This is a genomic window from Cupriavidus pinatubonensis (genome assembly GCF_019602855.1).
GTDB lineage: Bacteria > Pseudomonadota > Gammaproteobacteria > Burkholderiales > Burkholderiaceae > Cupriavidus > Cupriavidus pinatubonensis.
In genome coordinates, this window is the sequence record NZ_CP080767.1 from 2,182,434 (window position 1) to 2,201,855 (window position 19,422).

20 protein-coding genes are annotated in these 19,422 nt (G+C 64.8%); 1 reads left to right on the forward strand and 19 read right to left on the reverse strand.

Going from position 1 to position 19,422, the window contains the following annotated elements; translation table 11 throughout:
• Positions 1–143: 143 nt before the first annotated feature.
• The gene (locus tag K2O51_RS22565) at positions 144–344 is read left to right on the forward strand and encodes a DUF3562 domain-containing protein (protein WP_220630746.1); all 201 of its coding nucleotides are present in this window, start codon (positions 144–146) and stop codon (positions 342–344) included.
• A gap of 136 nt (positions 345–480) precedes the next feature.
• On the opposite strand, the gene loiP is transcribed toward K2O51_RS22565, so the two are convergent.
• The 19 genes from loiP to K2O51_RS22660 form a co-directional block, all read right to left on the reverse strand.
• Complete coding sequence (gene loiP, locus K2O51_RS22570; RefSeq protein ID WP_011298122.1) at positions 481–1,233, reverse strand: metalloprotease LoiP; 753 nt, start codon at positions 1,231–1,233, stop codon at positions 481–483.
• A gap of 327 nt (positions 1,234–1,560) precedes the next feature.
• Positions 1,561–2,856 carry an isocitrate lyase gene (aceA, locus tag K2O51_RS22575; RefSeq protein ID WP_011298123.1) on the reverse strand — a complete coding sequence of 432 codons (1,296 nt, stop codon included), beginning with the start codon at positions 2,854–2,856 and terminating at the stop codon, positions 1,561–1,563.
• A gap of 436 nt (positions 2,857–3,292) precedes the next feature.
• Entirely contained in the window at positions 3,293–3,709 is a 417-nt protein-coding gene (locus tag K2O51_RS22580; protein ID WP_140949702.1) for a gamma-glutamylcyclotransferase family protein, read from the reverse strand.
• Between the two features lies 1 nt (position 3,710).
• Positions 3,711–4,208, reverse strand: coding sequence for a ribonuclease E activity regulator RraA (rraA, locus tag K2O51_RS22585; RefSeq protein ID WP_140949700.1), 498 nt, complete (start codon positions 4,206–4,208; stop codon positions 3,711–3,713).
• Between the two features lie 44 nt (positions 4,209–4,252).
• Complete coding sequence (locus K2O51_RS22590; RefSeq protein ID WP_041679636.1) at positions 4,253–5,515, reverse strand: MFS transporter; 1,263 nt, start codon at positions 5,513–5,515, stop codon at positions 4,253–4,255.
• 148 nt (positions 5,516–5,663) lie between these two features.
• The gene (locus K2O51_RS22595) at positions 5,664–6,485 is read right to left on the reverse strand and encodes a LytR/AlgR family response regulator transcription factor (protein WP_011298127.1); all 822 of its coding nucleotides are present in this window, start codon (positions 6,483–6,485) and stop codon (positions 5,664–5,666) included.
• Between the two features lie 48 nt (positions 6,486–6,533).
• Positions 6,534–7,703, reverse strand: coding sequence for a sensor histidine kinase (locus K2O51_RS22600; RefSeq protein WP_011298128.1), 1,170 nt, complete (start codon positions 7,701–7,703; stop codon positions 6,534–6,536).
• A gap of 349 nt (positions 7,704–8,052) precedes the next feature.
• A complete protein-coding gene (locus K2O51_RS22605; protein ID WP_220630747.1) occupies positions 8,053–9,000 on the reverse strand; it encodes a CysB family HTH-type transcriptional regulator in 948 nt (315 codons plus the stop codon).
• The gene (locus K2O51_RS22610) at positions 8,997–10,133 is read right to left on the reverse strand and encodes a sulfate/molybdate ABC transporter ATP-binding protein (RefSeq protein ID WP_011298130.1); all 1,137 of its coding nucleotides are present in this window, start codon (positions 10,131–10,133) and stop codon (positions 8,997–8,999) included. Before K2O51_RS22610 ends, K2O51_RS22605 begins: the two co-directional genes overlap by 4 nt.
• Positions 10,130–11,053, reverse strand: a complete 924-nt coding sequence (cysW, locus tag K2O51_RS22615; protein ID WP_140949697.1) for a sulfate ABC transporter permease subunit CysW — start codon at positions 11,051–11,053, stop codon at positions 10,130–10,132. Before cysW ends, K2O51_RS22610 begins: the two co-directional genes overlap by 4 nt.
• 1 nt (position 11,054) lies before the next feature.
• Positions 11,055–12,011, reverse strand: a complete 957-nt coding sequence (gene cysT / locus K2O51_RS22620; RefSeq protein WP_220630748.1) for a sulfate ABC transporter permease subunit CysT — start codon at positions 12,009–12,011, stop codon at positions 11,055–11,057.
• A gap of 139 nt (positions 12,012–12,150) precedes the next feature.
• A complete protein-coding gene (locus K2O51_RS22625; RefSeq protein ID WP_220630749.1) occupies positions 12,151–12,810 on the reverse strand; it encodes an RBBP9/YdeN family alpha/beta hydrolase in 660 nt (219 codons plus the stop codon).
• Positions 12,807–13,649 (reverse strand): EAL domain-containing protein, encoded by an 843-nt coding sequence (locus K2O51_RS22630; protein ID WP_011298134.1) that lies wholly within the window; start codon positions 13,647–13,649, stop codon positions 12,807–12,809. The genes K2O51_RS22625 and K2O51_RS22630 overlap by 4 nt, the downstream gene beginning before the upstream one ends.
• Before the next feature lie 86 nt (positions 13,650–13,735).
• Positions 13,736–13,951: a TOBE domain-containing protein gene (locus K2O51_RS22635; RefSeq protein WP_140949694.1), complete on the reverse strand. Its 216-nt coding sequence runs from the start codon at positions 13,949–13,951 to the stop codon at positions 13,736–13,738.
• A gap of 66 nt (positions 13,952–14,017) precedes the next feature.
• Positions 14,018–14,917 (reverse strand): ATP-binding cassette domain-containing protein, encoded by a 900-nt coding sequence (locus K2O51_RS22640; RefSeq protein WP_220630750.1) that lies wholly within the window; start codon positions 14,915–14,917, stop codon positions 14,018–14,020.
• Between the two features lie 12 nt (positions 14,918–14,929).
• On the reverse strand, positions 14,930–15,730 hold the full coding sequence (gene ssuC / locus K2O51_RS22645; RefSeq protein ID WP_220630751.1) for an aliphatic sulfonate ABC transporter permease SsuC: 801 nt from the start codon (positions 15,728–15,730) through the stop codon (positions 14,930–14,932).
• A 10-nt stretch (positions 15,731–15,740) separates the two neighbouring features.
• Positions 15,741–16,904 carry an FMNH2-dependent alkanesulfonate monooxygenase gene (gene ssuD, locus K2O51_RS22650; protein ID WP_011298138.1) on the reverse strand — a complete coding sequence of 388 codons (1,164 nt, stop codon included), beginning with the start codon at positions 16,902–16,904 and terminating at the stop codon, positions 15,741–15,743.
• Between the two features lie 42 nt (positions 16,905–16,946).
• Positions 16,947–18,002, reverse strand: coding sequence for a sulfonate ABC transporter substrate-binding protein (locus K2O51_RS22655; protein WP_245001868.1), 1,056 nt, complete (start codon positions 18,000–18,002; stop codon positions 16,947–16,949).
• A gap of 366 nt (positions 18,003–18,368) precedes the next feature.
• Complete coding sequence (locus tag K2O51_RS22660) at positions 18,369–19,376, reverse strand: sulfate ABC transporter substrate-binding protein (protein ID WP_011298140.1); 1,008 nt, start codon at positions 19,374–19,376, stop codon at positions 18,369–18,371.
• Between the last annotated feature and the right edge of the window lie 46 nt (positions 19,377–19,422).

Sequence of the window (19,422 nt, forward strand, 5' to 3'; positions counted from 1 at the left end):
TGTTTAACGAATGCAAGGCGGGAGCGGAAACTTGCGCGTCAGGCGGGGGACGTTCGGGAAGAAGCACCCGCAGCAAAGTCAAAAAGGAACTTGCCCGGCGGAGTCAGATTGCTAATCTGGATGGCAGTCGCGGAGGAATGGCCATGATAAGGACAGACAGCAAGCAGCAACTGATCCGCAAGATCGCCGAGGAATGCCACGCCCCGGAAGCGCTGGTCGCGGACATGTACGAACACACGATGGAGGATCTGAGCGCACAGGCTCGCATCCGCGACTATCTGCCGTTGATGGTGGCGCGGCGTGTCCGGCAGGAAATCAAGGACAGCCAGCACATCTTGCATTGAGGCGCTGAGGCGCTGTGCCGCCAGGCCAAGCACACCACGCGGTTGCGGCCCAGGCGTCTTGCCTCGTAGAGCTCGAAGCGGGCGAGCGGACGGGCGTGGCGTTGTTGCCGTACCCGCCGTTGCAGGGCCGCCGTACTTACGCACCCTTGTTGATGCGCTCCTGAATATGCTGGGCGCGCGCATCCGATCCCGGATGCGACGAGAACATGCTGGACTTGCCGCCATCGAGCTTGGCCAGCTTCTGGAACGCCGTTACCAGCCCACTTGTGCTGGCCTTGTTCTTCGTCAGCAGGTCGAACGAGTAGTCGTCCGCCGCCGATTCCTGGGACTGAGAGAACTGCGCGTTGATCAGCTTCTCGCCGAGTTCGCCGAGTTGCGACGACGACAATGCGGCCACCGCACTGCTGCTGGCCGACGCTGCCACGCCACGCGCCGCGGTTGCCGTGTAGGCGACCTGCATCGCCTTCTTCGTGTGGCCCAGCGCCACGTGGCCCATCTCGTGGCCGAGCACGCCGCGCACCTCATCGTCGGTCATCATGTCCATCAAGCCGCTGTACACGCGCACGCAACCGTTGGCCATCGCCCACGCGTTGACGTCCTTGGTCATGTAGACCCTGGCGTTCACGTTGGGCATATCCGAATTCTTCAGACCCGTCATGACTTTGGCCAGGCGTCTGGAATACGTGCTGCCGGAGGCGGCGATCTTGTTGGTCTTGTCGGATTCAGCGCAGGCCTGGTCGGACAGGCTCTTGACGTCGGCGTCGCTGAGCGTAGCCGCCTTGGCCAGGCTGCTGCCGGCGGCCATCATGCCGTCGAGGTTGGTGCCGGCGCAGCCGGCCAGGGTCGCGGCGGCTGCTGCTGCGAGGGCAATGAGAAGAGTTGCTTTCATGGTGTCGCGGGATCAACGCACGGCAAGCGTGCAAGAGGATGTGTGTCGGATGTGCCTTGAATGTGTCATTCAGGGCACCCGGACTTTATTCCACTTTTATGCCACGGCGGGACGGTTGATGCGCGATAGCCACCAATTATGACAATTAATTACATTTGAGTTGCCCTGCCGAGCAGACAAAAAAAAACCGCGCCGCCTCCTGAGAGAGAAACGGCGCGGTGCCTGAAAAAGAGGAGCGTGATGGTCGCACGCTCCCCCTGGTCTGCTGAACCTAGAGACTGCTCGGTTCCCCCCGATCTATGTTTCAGCAAACGGTGGCCAGGAGAGTCAGGCCACTTTCTTGTCTTCGAAGAACTGCTCGTCTTCGGTAGATCCCTTCAATGCGGTTGTCGATGACTGGCCGCCTTCGATCGCCTGTGTCACGGCGTCGAAATAGCCGGTGCCGACTTCGCGCTGGTGCTTCACGGCGGTGAAGCCTTTCTCGGCTGCCTTGAACTCGGCTTCCTGCAGTTCCACGAACGCGCTCATCTGGTTGCGGGCGTAGCCGTAGGCCAGGTTAAACATCGAGTAGTTCAGCGAGTGGAAACCGGCCAGTGTGATGAACTGGAACTTGTAGCCCATCGCGCCCAACTCCCTTTGGAACCTGGCGATGGTCGCGTCGTCGAGGTTCTTCTTCCAGTTGAACGACGGCGAGCAGTTGTAGGCCAGCATCTTGCCCGGGAACTTGGCGTGCACGGCTTCGGCAAACTTCTTGGCGAACTCGAGGTCCGGCTTGCCGGTTTCGCACCACACCAGATCAGCAACTTCAGCGTAGGCCAGGGCCCGCGAGATCGACTGCTCCAGGCCGTTGCGGACGCGATAGAAGCCTTCCACAGTGCGCTCGCCAGTGCAGAACGGCTTGTCGTTGTCGTCTACGTCCGAGGTAAGCAGGTCAGCAGCTTCGGCATCGGTACGAGCAATCACCAATGTCGGAACGCCCGACACGTCGGCAGCCAGACGCGCCGCGGTCAGCTTGGCCACGGCTTCCCGAGTCGGGACCAGTACCTTGCCACCCATGTGCCCGCACTTCTTCACCGAAGCGAGCTGGTCTTCGAAGTGCACGCCGGCTGCGCCCGCTTCGATCATCGACTTCATCAGTTCGAACGCGTTCAGCACACCGCCGAAGCCGGCTTCTGCGTCAGCCACGATCGGGGCGAAGAAATCGGTGTCGCCCGAGCCCTCGCTCCACTGGATCTGGTCGGCGCGCTGGAACGTGTTGTTGATGCGCTTGACGACCTGCGGCACCGAGTTGGCCGGATACAGCGACTGGTCCGGGTACATCTCGCCGGCGAGATTGGCATCGCCAGCGACTTGCCAGCCCGACAGGTAAATGGCCTTCAGGCCGGCCTTGACTTGCTGCATGGCCTGATTGCCGGTCAGTGCGCCCAGCGAGTTCACGAACGGCTCTGTATGCAGCAAGTTCCACAGTTTCTCGGAACCGCGGCGTGCCAGCGTGTGCTCCACCTGGACCGAACCGCGCAGGCGCACTACGTCTTCAGCCGTGAAGTTGCGCTTGATGCCCTTCCAGCGTGGATTGGTATCCCAATCTTTTTGCAGAGCCTGGATTTGTTGTTCGCGGTTCATGTTCACTCTCCTGTCGACAAACGGGGGATGGCAAGGAAACCTGTGATGCCTGACCTGTCCGCTCTTGTCGGCGGTGACGCGTCTTTTACGTCTCAGGTCATTTGTCTTATATAAGAGTGTAGGGAAACGTCCCGCGTCGCAACAAGCCTTGAATGCAGCTACTACTTAGTTTTTTTATCTATGCATATCAAAGGCTTACCAAGCTTATTTCACGATACGGGACACAATATTCCATCATGAGAAATCTCGTTGTGCTCCGCAACCCTATAATTTTGCGGCTCAAAATATCTTTCCACATTGTGAAATATGAGCAGAAAAAGGCCGATTGGATTGTCAATACTGTCGGGCACATGTGGTGGTCCTTCCTGTCGGACGCACAATGAAAAACGGCGCCGTGAATGGGCGCCGTTTTGGACGGATAGAAGCAGAAGGGATATCACGCTGCAGCGGTATCTCGCGCCTTGCGGTAAGCCACCCAGTCGCCACTGTTGATGCACGGTAGTCCCGTGACGGCTGCATCGGCCACGGGATACAACAGGCAATCCACCGGCTGGCCCTGATGAAGGACGGCCTGTTCTTCCCGGACAAACAGCGAGGCCTGGCCCGGATAGACTTCCTCGATCTCGTCGAGGACCGGCAACAGCGCCTCAGGCACGTCGTAGATATCGCCCACCGCCGGACTGGCCGTCGAATCGAGCACCAGCCCCGGATAGGTGCCGAAGTCATAGAGCCGCCCGGCAATGGTCCCCGTGCCGAGCAGCGTAGGGGCGGCGATGCCGTGCCGGTGTGCAGCAGTGTTCAGATCGTTGACCTCGCCGGCGCGCAACGTGCCGTAGACAAAAACCTTTGGCATATCAGGCACCAAGCTTTTCTTCGGACACCAGTACGCCATCGGCATCCACGTAGATCCAGTTGCCGGGGCGTACCACGGCACCGGGCATCTGCACTGCCACGTCGCGCTCGCCAGCACCGCGCTTCTGGCTCTTCTGCGGATGCGCGGCGAGCGCGCGGATGCCGATGTCGCAGACATCCAGCTCGCCCGTGTCGCGCACGCAGCCATTGACGATGATGCCGACCCAGCCGTTCTTCTCGGCCAGCAGACCGAGGTTGCCCCCGACCAGCGCGCAGCGCAGCGAGCCGCCGCCATCGACTACGAGCACACGGCCCCGCCCCGGCGATTCCAGCGCCTCGCGCACGAGCGAGTTGTCTTCAAAGATCTTCAGCGTCGCAGCCGGGCCGGCAAAGGCCTGCTGCTTGCCGAACGCGCGGAACACCGGAGCCATGACGCGCAGCGTGCCGTCAGCCAGACGCGGCTCGTTGGCATCGCAAAGATCGGTGGTGACATGCTTCATCTAACACTCCTGCAAGGAAGAATTTCGGTACCGCCTGGTCAGCGCTAGGCCGCCGTTGCCTGCGAACCAGCATCGCGGCGCGAACGGTTGCCGTTGCCGACCGTCACGGCGGTCAGGATCGACACCAGCTGGAAGCCGCCGATCATGAAGAACACCCAGTTGGGCAGGTGCGCGTCCATCAGCGCACCGAAGAACAGCGGGCCGCTCGCCAGGCCGATATCCAGGCCCGAATACACCACCCCGTACACGCGCCCGGTAGCCCCGGCCGGGGCCGCAGCACGCACGAGCAGGTCGCGCGACGGACCCGCCGTGCCCGCGCCAAAGCCGACCACGCCCAGCAGCACCGGCACCAACAGGCCCGGTGCAACATTCAGGCCCACCAGCACGGCCATCAGGCCCGATACCGTGAAGCTCAGCGCGATCAGCCTGTCATGGTTGCTCGTGCGTGTCGCGGCAAACCCGCCGACCACCATGCCGCCCGCGCTGCAGAGCATGTAGATGGTGTAGGACGCCGTCGCGAGCGTAAACGGAATGCCGTAGAGCTGCGTCAGCGCCGTCGGTGCGAAGCTCTGGATGCCGGCGGCCGAGAACGTGGTCAGCAGGAAGAAGGCCCAGCATACCCAGACCTGCGGCAGTTTCAGGAAACCCAGCAGGCTGCCGCCGGCGCCGGACTGCGCGGCCTTGGGACGGCCGACCGCACTGCCCAGTTCGCGCGGGTCGAGCACATGGCGCAGCACCAGCAACACCGCCAGCACGCTGAAGGCCACCACCGAAGCAGCGGCCAGCGCCACGCGCCATGTCGCCAGGTTGGCAATGGTTACCAGGAATACCGGTGCGGCCGCCCAGCCCAGGTTGCCCGAGATGCCGTGCACCGAGAACGCATGGCCTAGCCGGGGCTGCGACACATGCTTGTTCAGCAGCGTGAAATCGGCCGGATGGAACACGCCGTTGCCTAGTCCCGCCACGCCGGCGCCGAACAGCAGCATCGCATAGCCGGTGCTCGTCGACAGCAGCAAGGCCGCCGCACCCAGGAAGGCCAGACCGCCAAACAGCACCGGCCGGGCGCCTATGCGATCCACCACGAAGCCTGACGCCGTCTGCACCACTGCCGACACAGCAAAGAAGACCGTCATCAGCAGCCCGAGCTCGGCATAGCTCAGCCCGAACTCCGCCTTGATCCATGGGAACAGCGGCGCGAGCAACAGGTGATAGAAGTGGGAAACCCCGTGCGCCAGCCCTACCAGCCCGATCACCTGGGCATCATGGCGGAGCGTATTGCGGCTGGGATCGAAAGCGGCGGTAGTCATGGCGGCGGATTCGCGGGATGGAGCCAGGCACGCGCGCCGCAGCCCTGCAAGCGAGGGCATGCAAAAACGCGCACCGAAGCTCGCATCATAGTGGAAAACCGCAAGCGACTGCGTCCCGGTGCAGCCGCCGCCGCAACGCCGGAGCCAACTACATCTGCTTGAACAGGTAGGCGTACTGCCGGGCCACGGGCAGCGATTCCGGCCGATCTCGCAGGCGCAGCGACACGCGGCCGAGCGACTGCGGGACAGCGCTGGCGACGCATGTGATATTGACCACGGTACCGCGGTGGATCTGCCAGAAGCGCTCGGGATCCAACTGCTGCGCCAGTTCGCGCAGGCTGGTGCGGATCAACGCCTCGCCACCGGTAGACACGACGTTGACGTACTTGTCGGTCGCTTCCAGGTAAATCACCTCATCGACCGGGATGATGCGGACCTCCTGTCCGACCAGCGCCTTGATGAAGCGCAGGTAACTGCCCTGCTGCCCTGTCGCGGCACGGGCGGCTGTTGGATTCTCCAGCGCATCCAGCCGGTTAAGCAGTTGAGCCAGCCGGTCGTTGTCGATTTGGGCGGTGCTCGGCTCCGCATCGGCCTGTGCCGCCGCCAGCCGCGCCTTCAGCCGCGAAACCGTTGCCTCCAGCCGCTCGTGCTGCACGGGCTTGAGCACGTAGTCCACGGCGGCGCGTTCGAACGCCTCCAGCGCGAACTGGTCGTAGGCCGTCACGAATACCACAAGCGGCGGGTCATCGAACTCGACCAGTTCGCGGGCCACGTCCATGCCGCTCATACCGGGCATGCGGATGTCGAGGAACACCACGGTCGGCTGTTGTTGCCGTGCGGCTTCCAGCGCAGCGACGCCATCGTGCACCACGCTGACCACGCTGGCTTCCGGCCACAGCGCGCTCAGCTCGGATTCCAGCACGCGGGCCAGCAGGGGTTCATCATCGGCAATCAGCAGGGTCGGAGTCATGGCAGGGATCAGGGGCGTGATCGATGTCAGCAGGCAGGGCGTTTCAGATCATCCGAGGCGAGGCATGGCCGGTGTAGCACCGGCAGGCGTGGCGGGCACCGGAGGAGCAGCCGGCGCCGGCATTGGCACTTCGGTATGGCGAGTCATCGGCAGCGTCAGACGCACGACCACGCCGCGCGGCGTGTTTTCTTCCATCTGCATGCTGGCCGCCGCGCCAAAGATGCGCGCGAGCCGTTCGCGCACGTGGGTCAGGCCGAGGCCAGAGCCCTTGCCCGATCCATGGCCGAAGCCGACGCCGGTATCGGCGATGATGACCTGTACCGCGTCTTCGCCAGCCGCGCGCGCCGACAGCGTAATGTGGCCACCTCGCATGCACGGCTCGATGCCATGCGTGACCGCATTCTCCACCAGCGGCTGGATCAGCATCGGCGGAATCTCCACACCGGCCAGCTCGGCAGGCAGGTCGAAGTCGTAGCCAAGGCGCGTGCCGAAGCGCATGCCCTGGATATCGAGATAGCTGCGCAGCAACTCGAACTCCTGGCGCAGCGTGCATTGCTCGGCCCGCGTATGCGACAGCGAGGTGCGCAGGAAGCCGATCAGCCGTTGCAGCAGCTTGCGTGCCGCGCGCGGGTCCGTGGCAATGAGCCCGTCGAGATTGGCCAGCGAGTTGAACAGGAAATGCGGTTCGATCTGTGCCTGGAGTGCCATCAGCTGAGCGCGCACGAGTTGCTTCTCGGCTTCTTCGCGCTGGAGGGCGTCCAGCGCGGCCTGGCGTTCGAGATAAGCCAGCTTTTCGCGTGACCAGTAGAAATAGATCATGCTGGCGGACGCCAGCATGCCCACCACCAGGCACATGCGCAGCATATCGCCGGTTTCAGCGGACAGCTTTGGCGGCAGGTTCAGTACCTCGCGCGTGGCCCAGCTGCCCAGAACCACGCCCATAGGCACGGCTGCCGCGGCCAGGAACAGGAACGGCCAGCGGCGCGGGCGATCGTTCCACCAAATCATCACGCGCGGAATATCGATCAGCATCCAGATCGATATGCCGATCAGGTGGCTGTAGACAAAGTTGTGCCACAGCGTGCCTCCGGTCTGGAAGCCGTAGTTCAGGCTGACCGCGATCACCGTGTTCATGCAAAGCACAAAGAGCAGGTCACGCCCAAGGATTGTCAGCCGGGACGGGATGGCAGCAGAGATACAGCGTTCCATGGCGTTCATGTTAGCGTGCCCTATGCCTTACGCAATGTGCGGTGATCCGCAAGCATACGGTTCCTGCCCCGCCTGAGCCACCCGTTCTCATGTCTCTCTCACTTGTCAATGGCATCGCGCGCAGTCTCTGTTGCGCTGCAGCATGGAACGGAGAGTCGCTTCTCAGTCGACGTCTCCCGCACGTGCAGGCACTTTACGATGCCTTGGGCCGGAAAGAAAAGTATCGTGCGACGAACGGCGGGCGCGCGGCGCGAACCGCGCCGGGACGGGATGGACAGCGGCATGCGCCGCTGCCTGCACAGATGGGGCTGCCCGGATGGGGCAGCGAGGCAAGGCCGGCCGGGTAGCCGGCGCGCAATCACGCGGCCAGGGCCTGCCGCGTGTCGCTTTCGCCCAGCGCGCTGGAGACCGTATCGCGTGACAGGTGCGGCGCGAACATGTTGATGAAGGCGTGCGCATAGCCGCGCAGGTATGAGCCACGGCGCACTGCGACGCTCGTGGTGTTGGAGTCGAAAAGATGGTCGGCGGAAATCCGCACCAGGCCCGAATCCTTGCGGTCGTCGTAGGCCATCGAGGCAATGATGCCGACGCCAAGTTCGAGCTCGGCATAGGTCTTGATGACGTCCGCATCCAGCGCCGTCAGCACGATTTCGGGCTGCAGGCCGGCCTCGGCAAAGGCACCATCGATCTTGCGGCGGCCGGTGAAGCCGGCGTCATACGTGATCAGGGGGAAACCGGCCAGGTCTTCCAGCGTCGGCTCCGGCACGAGCGTCAGCGGATGATCGGGCGAGACCACCAGCACGTGCTGCCATGTGTAGGCGTCAAACGAGGTCAGCCCGGCCTCGGTGGCAAGCGCCTCGGTCGCGATGCCGATGTCGGCCTGCCCCGTCAGCAGCAGTTCGACGATGTGCGTGGGCGACGCCTCCTGCAGCGCGAGCGTGACGTGCGGATACTCGCGACGGAACGACTGCACCACCTTCGGCAACGCATAGCGTGCCTGCGTGTGCGTCGTGGCCACCGTCAGGCGGCCAGTGTGGCGGCCCGCAAATTCGTCGCCGGCCTGGCGCAGGTTCTCGGCCTCGAGCAACAGGCGCTCGACGATGCGCACGATCTCGCGGCCCGGTTCGGTCAGCCCGGTCAGGCGCTTGCCGTAACGCTCGAAGATCTCCACGCCGAGCTCTTCTTCGAGTTCGCGGATCTGGCGCGACACGCCCGGCTGCGAGGTGTACAGCGCGTTGGCGACTTCGGTCAGGTTGAACTGGCGGCGTACCGCCTCGCGGATCGATCGGAGTTGCTGAAAATTCATCGCACTGCCCCTTGCCGGCTTGACGTCGCGCCGTTGGCGCGCGCGTTCGATTGTTGTTGTGTGTGCTGGGTGAAGACACGCAGCTGGCGCGGACGCACCGCCAGCAGTTCGCCTTCGCGGAAGCCCGCGTGGCGGAAGCGCTCGAGCGGCAGCGCCACTTCGATCACGTCCTGGTTGTCCTCGCGCTCGAGTTCGAGCTGGGCCACCGGGCCCAGCGTCAATGCGCGGCGCAACGTGACGGCGATGCCGTCGGTGCCTGGCGCATAGCGTTCGAGATCAAGGTCGTGCGGCCGCACATAGGCCACCGCATCGCCGGCGGTCTCATGGCCGCTGCCCACGACCGGCAGCACCGCTTCGCCGGTATGCAACAGGCCGCCGCTCTCGCCCACTTCCAGGCGGCCATGGAACAGGTTGACGTTGCCGAGGAAGCCGAACACGAACGGCGTAGCCGGATGGTTGTAGACCGCTTCCGGCGAGCCGAACTGCTCGACATGCCCGCGATTCATCAGCACCACCTGGTCAGCCACTTCGAGCGCCTCTTCCTGGTCGTGCGTCACGAACACGCTGGTCACGTGCAGTTCGTCGTGCAGGCGGCGCAGCCAGCGGCGCAGTTCCTTGCGCACCTTGGCGTCGAGCGCGCCGAACGGCTCGTCGAGCAGCAGCACGCGCGGCTCCACGGCAAGCGCACGGGCCAGCGCAATACGCTGGCGCTGGCCACCCGAAAGCTGCGCGGGATAGCGGTCGGCCAGCCAGTCGAGCTGGACGAGTTCCAGTAGCGACTTCACCTTCTCGCGGATCTTCGCTTCGCTCGGGCGCTCGTTGCGCGGCTTCACGCGCAGGCCGAACGCCACGTTCTCGAACACGCTCATGTGCTTGAACAGCGCATAGTGCTGGAACACGAAGCCGACCTGGCGCTGCCGCACATGCTGCTCGGAGGCATCGCGCCCGGCCAGCACGATCTGGCCCGCATCGGCGCGCTCCAGGCCCGCGATAATGCGCAGCAGCGTGGTCTTGCCGCAGCCCGATGGCCCGAGCAGCGCGGTCAGCTCGCCCTCTTCGAAGTCCAGCGAGACGTTGTCCAGCGCGACAAAATCGCCAAAGCGCTTCTCTACGTTCTTGACCTGAATGCTCATGATGCCTGTCCTTGCAATGCAGCCAGCGGAAGTTCCGTGGCAGCGTCTTCGTTTTCCTTGCGGGCGCGCAGTTCGACCAGCGTCTTGATGCCCAGCGTGACCAGGGCCAGCAGCGTCAGCAGCGATGCGACCGCGAATGCCGCAGCGAAGTTGTACTCGTTGTAGAGGATCTCCACGTGCAGCGGCATGGTGTTGGTCAGGCCACGAATATGGCCCGATACGACCGATACCGCGCCGAACTCGCCCATCGCACGGGCGTTACACAGAATCACGCCGTACAGCAGGCCCCAGCGGATATTCGGCAGCGTGATGTGCCAGAAGGTCTGCCAGCCCGACGCACCCAGCACGATGGCGGCTTCTTCCTCCTCACTGCCCTGCGCCTGCATCAACGGAATCAGCTCGCGCGCCACGAACGGGAAGGTGACGAAGATCGTGGCCAGCACGATGCCGGGCACCGCAAACATGATCTTGATGTCATGCGCCTCCAGCCACGGACCAAACCAGCCCTGCGCGCCGAACATCAGCACATAGACCAGGCCCGAGATCACCGGCGACACCGAGAACGGCAGGTCGATCAGCGTGGTCAGCAGGCTCTTGCCCGGGAACTCGAACTTGGCGATGGCCCATGCTGCAGCCACGCCGAACACCAAGTTCAGCGGCACGGCAATCGCGGCCACCGTCAGCGTGAGCTCGATTGCAGACAGCGCGTCCGGCTCGATCAGCGCTTCCCAGTAAGTCTCTACGCCCTTGCGCAGCGCCTCGTAGAAGACCGATGCGAGCGGCACGAACAGGAACAGCGTAAGGAACAACACCGCCACGGTGATCAGCGTGAAGCGCACCCATACGGCTTCGCCGGTGGCGTCGAACTTGTGGTGGGCCCCACCCTGCCGCCCAAGGCGGCCCGAAACTGCGCCGGCCATGTCAGTGCTCCTTGTCCGTGGCGGGCGCTTCGAGTGCCAGGCCGCTATGCGCGCCCGACTGGTGGCGGCGCGTCCAGGCCTGCAGCAGGTTGATCACGAGCAGCAGCCCGAAGGAAATCACCAGCATCACCACGGCCACGGCGGTGGCGCCGGCGTAGTCGTATTGCTCGAGCTTCGAATAGATCATCAGCGGCGCAATTTCCGAGACCATTGGCATGTTGCCGGAGATGAACACCACTGAGCCGTACTCGCCGGTGGCCCGTGCAAACGACAGCGCAAAGCCAGTCAGCAGCGCGGGCAGGATGGCGGGCAGGATCACGCGGATAAAGGTCTGCAGACGCGTGGCACCGAGGCTGGCCGCGGCTTCTTCGAGCTCCTGCTCGACGTCTTCGAGCACCGGCTGCACCGTGCGTACGACGAACGGCAGGCCAATGAAAGTCAGCGCCACCACCACGCCCAGCGGGGTGAAGGCCACCTTGATGCCTAGCGGCTCCAGATAGCGGCCAATCCAGCCATTGCCCGCGAACAATGCCGTCAGCGCAATACCAGCCACGGCCGTGGGCAGCGCGAACGGCAGGTCCACCAGCGCATCGATCAGGCGCTTGCCCGGAAAGCGGTAGCGCACCAGCACCCACGCGACCACCAGCCCGAAGACCGTATTGATGATGGCGGCGATCAGCGAAGCACCAAAGCTCAGTTGATACGAGGCGACCACGCGTGGCGCCATCACCGTCGTCCAAAAGGCCTCCCACGTCATCGTGAACGTCTTCAGGAACGTGGCCGACAGCGGGACCAGCACGATCAGCGTGAGATAGAAAATCGTGAAACCGAGGGACAGGCCAAAGCCTGGCAATACCGTAAAGCGCTGGCGGCTGTTACGGCCCGGCGCGCTGCGGCTGGCACGCGAATCGGGGGCGGCCGGTGGGGGCGTGTCCGCCAGGGAAATGGTCGGTGGCATGTCGTCTCGTTGGTGATCGGCCCCGCGACGTGGCGCGGGTCCTTATGAAACCGGCGCATAAAGCACCGGCCCTACGAGACAAATTCTGCAGATGCCGCCTTATAAACAGAACGAATCTTTGCGAATTTTCTTAGACGATTTAGATATATGGGACCGTAGAAGCGACTTCCACGCCAGCTTCCCAAGGAGCTGCCTGGTCACCTGTGGCTTCGGCGCTACCTGCAAAGTTGATCCGCTGCACCAGCGTGCCAAGCAAACCCAGACCTTCGCCCCACTCCCCCAGGCCGGAATCTGCATTGATGTGACCGAGGCTGCCCGCATCGATCAGCTCGCTGCCCCAAAGCGTCCCCCAGCTGAAGGCCGTGCGTTGCGGCATCCACGGATCGTTGCGGCTCGCAATCAGAATGGTTGGGAATGGCAGCCTGTAAGCGGGCAACAGATGCGCGACAGCGAATTTGTCTGGATCCGCGGGCGCCACCAGCAGCGCGCCGGCGATGCCCGCCGGATCGAGCGCTGCCTGCCGCAGCGTGGCCAGACACCCGAAGCTGTGCGCGACCAGCACCGCGCCGCGCGATGCCACGCGTTGCGCGCGCATGACGCCTTCTGACACGCGTTCCGCCCACAACGGCAGGCTCGGACGCGACCAGTCATGCTGCTCGATGCGCTGCCAGCCGGGGAAGCGCTGCTCCCAGCGGCTTTGCCAGTGCCCCGGACCGCTGCCGTGCAGGCCCGGCACCGTGAGCACTTGCAGGTGCCTGGGGATTTCCAGGCGCGGAACCGGCTTGCTAATCTCCGTCATGCCACCTCCTCGCTCAATGTCCGTGCAGGCCGCAGCGACGCAGGCGTCATCAGCCCGCCCGCAAACGCGCCCTGCCCCAGCCCGATACCTGCCGCCTGCAGGCGCTCCACGCTCGATGCGTCCTGCAGCCGCCGGCCAATCAGCGTGACGCCGGCGTTGGCCGCGCTCGCGCCCAGCCCGGCAAGCTGGCGGTCGGTCCATGTACGGCGCATATCCAGTTTGAGCCAGTCGGGCAAGGCGTGCGCCATCAACGCGCCGGCCTCGGCCGGATCGGACGCCTGCAGGCTCACGGCAAAGCCATTGCGGCGATAGTTGCCCACTACATGCAGCAGCAGCGGCAAGTCGTCATTGGCGCTGGCGGGCACCTGGATCACGAAGCGATCGACGGGCAGGCCCAGCGACTGCAGCGCGCGCCGGAATGCGGAGCCATGGTCATCGGCCACTGCCGCCAGCAGGCGGTTGTGCACATTGAGCACCAGCTTGTGGGCGCCGTCCGCGGCAAAGTAATTGATGGCATGCACGAGGCGCGACAGACGGTCCAGCGACACCAGCGTAGCGTCATCGGCGGCCATTGCAAACAGCTTCCAGGCGGCAAGGCCGACACCGTCCTCTGCATACGTGTGGATCGCCCCTTCGTGTGCAACGACCTCGCGGTCGGCCAGCGTCACCAGCGGCTCGAATGCGCTCGTGAGCGAACAGTTGAAGAACTGGCCCTGCACCTGGCCACGCGCGTCGCGCCAAAGCTGGCGGTCGGCCAGCGGCTGCCGCGGCAGCGTTTCAAGATAGCGCTCCAGGGCGCCCCACGTGGCTTCGGGTGCGTTCGCGCCTGCGATGGCCATGCCTGTGTTTCCTTTCGCGCCTCCCGGCGCCTTTGTTCCTGTTGGACAGTCAAGCTGCAGGCCGTGCGTACACAGCCCGCGGCACTTTACAGCTTGGCAATGGACACTTCGGTGGCCTTGACCAGCGCAACGACTTCGCTGCCCAGCGTGAGGTCGAGGTCGCGGATCGAGCGCGTGGTGATGACCGAGGTGACGATGCCGGCTGGCGTTTCCACGTCCACTTCGGAAACCACCGGGCCTTCGATGATGGCGGCAACCTTGCCGCGGAACTGGTTGCGTACGTTGATCGCCTGAATGCTCATGATAGAAGCTCCTTTGGTGAAGGCGTATGAAGATTGTGTAATGACGATGCGCGGGTTCCGAATGCGTTACACCGCGAAGCGCACCGACTCCACCGTGCGCACGAGCGACCAGTCCGCGGTGGCTTCCGGCTCTGATTGCGAAACGCCCTCCGCATCCGGCGTGTGCTGCATGACCCGCCGCAGCACCCGTTCCTCAATCTGCGCGAACGCGGCCGAGCCATGTTGCCGGGGCCGTGGAAGCGCCACGCGCTCATCCATCGCAATGTGGCCGTCTTCGATCAGCACGATGCGGTCGGCCAGTGCCACGGCCTCGGACACGTCGTGCGTCACGAGCAGCGCGGTAAAGCCTAAGCGTCGCCACAGCGATTCGATCAGCCCTTGCATCTCGATGCGCGTGAGCGCATCCAGCGCACCGAGCGGTTCGTCGAGCAGCAGCAGGCGCGGGTGGTGCACCAGCGCGCGCGCCAGTGCCACGCGCTGGCGCTGCCCGCCGGAGAGCCGCGCCGGCCACGCATCCGCGCGATCCCTGAGGCCAACCTGCGCGAGCACCGCCGCGGCCTCTTCGCGGCGTTCGCGCGGCAGGCCCAGCGCTACGTTCTCCAGCACGCGTTTCCACGGCAGCAGGCGCGAGTCCTGGAACATCACGCGGATGTCCTGCTGCAGCGTACGTGCCGGTTGTGCGTCGAGCGTGATGGCGCCTTCGTCCGCGCATTCGAGCCCTGCCACCAGCCGTAGCAAGGTGCTCTTGCCGCAGCCGCTGCGGCCCACGATGGCGACGAATTCGCCCGGTGCCGTTGTGAGTTCGATACGGTGCAGCACCTCACGCCCGTCATAGCGCTTGATGACCTGCTGCACGTGCAGCGCGACACCACCAGGCTGCGTTTCGGCACTGAGCGGCGCATCCGTCTGCTTCAGCCGCGTACCGGCATAAGCGAGCGCGGCCTGTTCCACGGGATTGCTTTGCATGTCGCGTTCTCCTTATGCAGCCTGATAGCCGGGATGCCAGCGCAGCCAGATTCGTTCGAGCCCGCGAGACAGCACATCGGCCAGCTTGCCGAGCAGCGCATAGAGCAGGATGCCCACGAGCACCACATCGGTCTGCAGGAACTCGCGTGCGTTCATGGTCATGTAGCCGATGCCCGATTGCGCGGAGATAGTTTCGGCCACGATCAGGATCACCCACATCAGGCCCAGGGAGAAACGCACGCCTACGAGAATGTTCGGCAGCGCGCCGGGCAGGATCACCTCGCGGTACAGGGGCCAGCCCGACAGCCCGTAGCTGCGCGCCATCTCGATCAGACCCGGATCGACGGCACGGATGCCGTGGAACGTGTTCAGGTACACCGGGAAAAACACGCCCAGCGCGACCAGGAACAGCTTGGCGGTCTCGTCGATGCCGAACCAGAGGATCACGAGCGGGATCAGCGCGAGCGGCGGGATATTGCGCACCATCTGCAGCGTGCTGTCTAGCAGCGTGGCCGCGCTGCGGAACGTGCCAGTGAGCAGCCCCAGCAGCAGCCCGAGGCCGCCACCGATGGCGAACCCAACCAGCGCGCGCCACGTGCTGACCCAAACGTGCTCCCACAACTCGCCGGAACGCGCGAGGCCCCACGCCGCCTCCACCACGGCGAGCGGCGCGGGCAGGACACGCGTCGACAGCCAACCGCCTTGCGAGGCAGCCTGCCAGACGATGATCAGCAACGCTGGCACCACCCACGGCGCCAGCGCGCGCGCGACGGAGCGCCACTCGCGCCGTGGCACTGTCAAGGAAGCGGACATGGCAGCCTCCTCAGCTCTGCGAGGCGCGCGGCACGATGCCGGTCGCCATGACTTCCCCGAATGGACCCGACAGGACCTGCCCGGGCAGCTTGTTGCGCACGGCCAGCGGCAGCAGCGGGAACACCAGTTCCGCGAAGCGATACGCCTCTTCGAGATGCGGATAGCCGGACAGCACGAACGTGTCGATACCCAGCTCCGAGTATTCGCGGATGCGCGCAGCCACCTGATGCGGATCGCCGACCAGCGCCGTGCCCGCGCCGCCACGCACCAGGCCCACGCCGGCCCACAGGTTGGGGCTGATTTCCAGCGCTTCGCGCGTGCGCTTGCTGCCGCCCGCATGCAGGGCAGCCATGCGGCGCTGGCCTTCGGAATCCATCTTGGCAAACACGGCCTGCGCGCGCGCCACGGTCTCGTCGTCGAGGCGGCTGATGAGATCGTCCGCCGCGGCCCAGGCAGCGGCCTCGGTCTCGCGCACGATCACGTGCAGGCGGATGCCGAACTTCACCGTGCGGCCGTGGCGCTCGGCATGCTTGCGCACGTCGGCCAGCTTCAGCGCGACATCGGCCGGCGGCTCGCCCCAGGTCAGGTAGGTATCGACCTGCTCGCCCGCCAGCTCGTGTGCAGCGGCAGAAGAACCGCCGAAGTACACCGGCGGATGGGGGCGTTGCAACGGCGGGTACAGCACGCGCGCGCCCTTCACCCTCAGGTGGCGCCCTTTGAAGCTGATCTCGCCGCTGTCATGGCTGGCCGCGAGCACGTCGCGCCAGATGCGGATGAACTCGGACGACGCTTCGTAGCGTGCGGCGTGGTCGAGAAACAGGCCATCGCCCTCGAGTTCGGCCACATCGCCACCCGTCACCAGGTTGACCAGCAGCCGTCCGCCTGAAATGCGGTCGAACGTCGCGGCCATGCGCGCGGCCAGCGTCGGCGTCATCAGCCCCGGGCGTACGGCCACGAGGAAGCGCAGCTTCTGCGTCACGGCAGCGAGCGCCGATGCCACCACCCACGGGTCTTCGCACGAACGTCCCGTCGGAATCAGCACGCCCTCGTAGCCCAGCGTGTCGGCGGCAACGGCTACCTGTTTCAGGTAGTCGATGCCAACCTCGCGCGCGCCTTCGGACGTACCCAGGTAGCGGCTGTCGCCGTGGGTCGGGATAAACCAGAATACTTGCATGCGGTACCTCGTTATCGTTGTGGTCGTCCAGCAGGATTTGCGTCAGCGCCGCGCCTGCTGCCAGCTTGCGTCCGAGACCTTGATCGGCTTCGGGATCAGCTTGAGCGAGTGAAAGACGTCGGCAATGCGTTGCTGCTCAGCCAGCACGTCAGCACTCACCGGCCGCGCGCCATACGAAAAGCGCGAGACGGCCAGGTCGAGCACGGCGGGGTCGAGTCCGAGTTCGCCGGTCAGCACGGCCGACGCGTCCTTCGGGTTCTTCTCTGCCCACGCGCCGAGCGACGCGAGTTCATCGAGCAGCAGCTTGACGATCTCGGGCCTGGCTTGCGCATAGGGACGCGACGCGAGATAAAACTGGTGATTGCTGACCACGTTCTTGCCGTCGGCGCCGCGTCCATCGGCCACCACGCGCGCGCCGAGCTGCTTTTCCGCGGCGGCCAGGAACGGGTCCCAGATCACCCACGCATCGACCGCGCCGCGTTCGAATGCGGCACGCGCGTCTGCTGGTGGCAGGTAGACCGGCTGGATGTCGCTGAAGGGAATGCCGGCCTTCTCGAGCTGGCGCACAAGCAGGTAATGCACGTTCGAGCCCTTGTTCAGCGCCACGCGCTTGCCGCGCAGGTCGGCGACGCTCTTGATGGCCGAGTCCTTCGGCACGACGATGGCCTCGGCAGTGGGCGCCGGCGGCTCGTTGCCGATATACGCGAGTTGCGCGCCGGCGGCCTGCGCGAAGATCGGCGGCGCTTCGCCGACCGTGCCGAAGTCGATCGCGCCCACGTTGAGGCCTTCCAGCAGTTGCGGCCCGGCCGGGAATTCCGTCCACTTGACCGTGATGCCCTGCGGCGCCAGGCGCTTCTCCAAGGTGCCGCGCGCTTTCAGCAGCGTCAGCGTGCCGTACTTCTGGTAGCCGATGCGCAGCACCTTCGGATCGACGTTCTTCGATTGCGCCTCGGCGCGGCCGGGCAACACGCCGTAGGCCAGGCCGGTCGCCAGCACTAGCGCGGCGGCCAGAATGCGGCGGCGGCGCTGGCTGCCGATTTGCGGATGGCGGGAATGGATCGATTCGCCGGCAACCGGCGACAAGCTGGACGATATCATGGATGGCTTCCTCAGCCGGCGCTGGTCCGGCAATCTGTCTGCATGGATGGTTGTGGCCGAATGCGGTCCGCAATCCGCCCTGCCGGCCTGCTCTGCAGGCGGCATGACAACGTGATTGCGGTGGAGGCGCCGGCCCGGTGTCGGTACGTCAGTACGGGTGGCCGGCGGGACTACGAATCAGCTCAGGCGGGACATCGCTGTGTCGCCGCGGCCTGCGTGGAGCGCCGGGGCAGCGAAGCAGAGGGCGATAGCCCCGAGGGACTGCAGGACAGCGTAAGGATCGACATCGGGGCTTCCTTCTTCTGGTTGGCGGGACGGTGCCGGTCGCCCGAAACCTTGGGGCCGGCCCGTCCGTCTTCTGGATGACTATTGCTTCTTGCCGGGCTGGTAGATCTGGTCGAACGAACCGCCATCGGCAAAGTGGGTCTTCTGCGCCTTCTGCCAGCCGCCGAAAGCTTCATCGATGGTGAACAGCTTCACCTTCGGGAAGTTTGCCGCGTACTTGGCGGCCACCTTCGCTGAAATCGGACGGTAGTAGTTCTTGGCAGCGATTTCCTGGCCTTCATCGGTGTACAGGAACTGCAGGTAGGCTTCGGCCACCTTGCGCGTGCCCTTCTTGTCGACCACCTTGTCGACCACCGCGACGGGCGGCTCGGCCAGGATCGAGACCGACGGCGCGACGATGTCAAACTTGTCCGGACCGAGTTCCTTGATCGCCAGGATCGCTTCGTTTTCCCATGCGATCAGCACGTCGCCAAGGCCGCGCTCGACAAAGGTCGTGGTCGCGCCGCGCGCGCCGGAATCGAGCACGGGCACGTGCTTGAGCAGTTCGCCAACAAATTCGCGCGCCTTGGCGTCATTGCCGCCCGGCTGTCGCTGCGCATAGCCCCATGCGGCCAGGTAGTTCCAGCGCGCGCCGCCCGAAGTCTTGGGATTGGGCGTGATGACCTGCACGCCTGGCTTCACCAGGTCGTTCCAGTCCTTGATGCCTTTCGGGTTACCTTTGCGCACCAGGAACACGATGGTCGAGGTGTACGGCGAGGCGTTGTGCGGCAAGCGCTTCTGCCAGTCGGGCTTGATCAGGCCTTTCTCGGCAATCGCGTCGATGTCGTAGCCGAGCGCCAGCGTAACCACATCGGCATCAAGGCCGTCAATCACGGAGCGGGCCTGCTTGCCCGAGCCGCCGTGCGACTGGCGTACTGTCACGGTATCGCCGCCCTGCGCCTTCCAGGCCTTGGCAAACGCGGCGTTCACGTCCACGTACAGTTCGCGCGTCGGATCATACGAAACGTTCAGCAGATTGGTTGCCGTCGCCGTCTGCGCGGCGCCGATAGCGGCAAATGCGGCCAGGCCAATGGCCAGCTTGCGGATCATCTTGTTGCTCCCGTCAGGTCTCGTGACTGGCGCCGGAGGCGCCTCA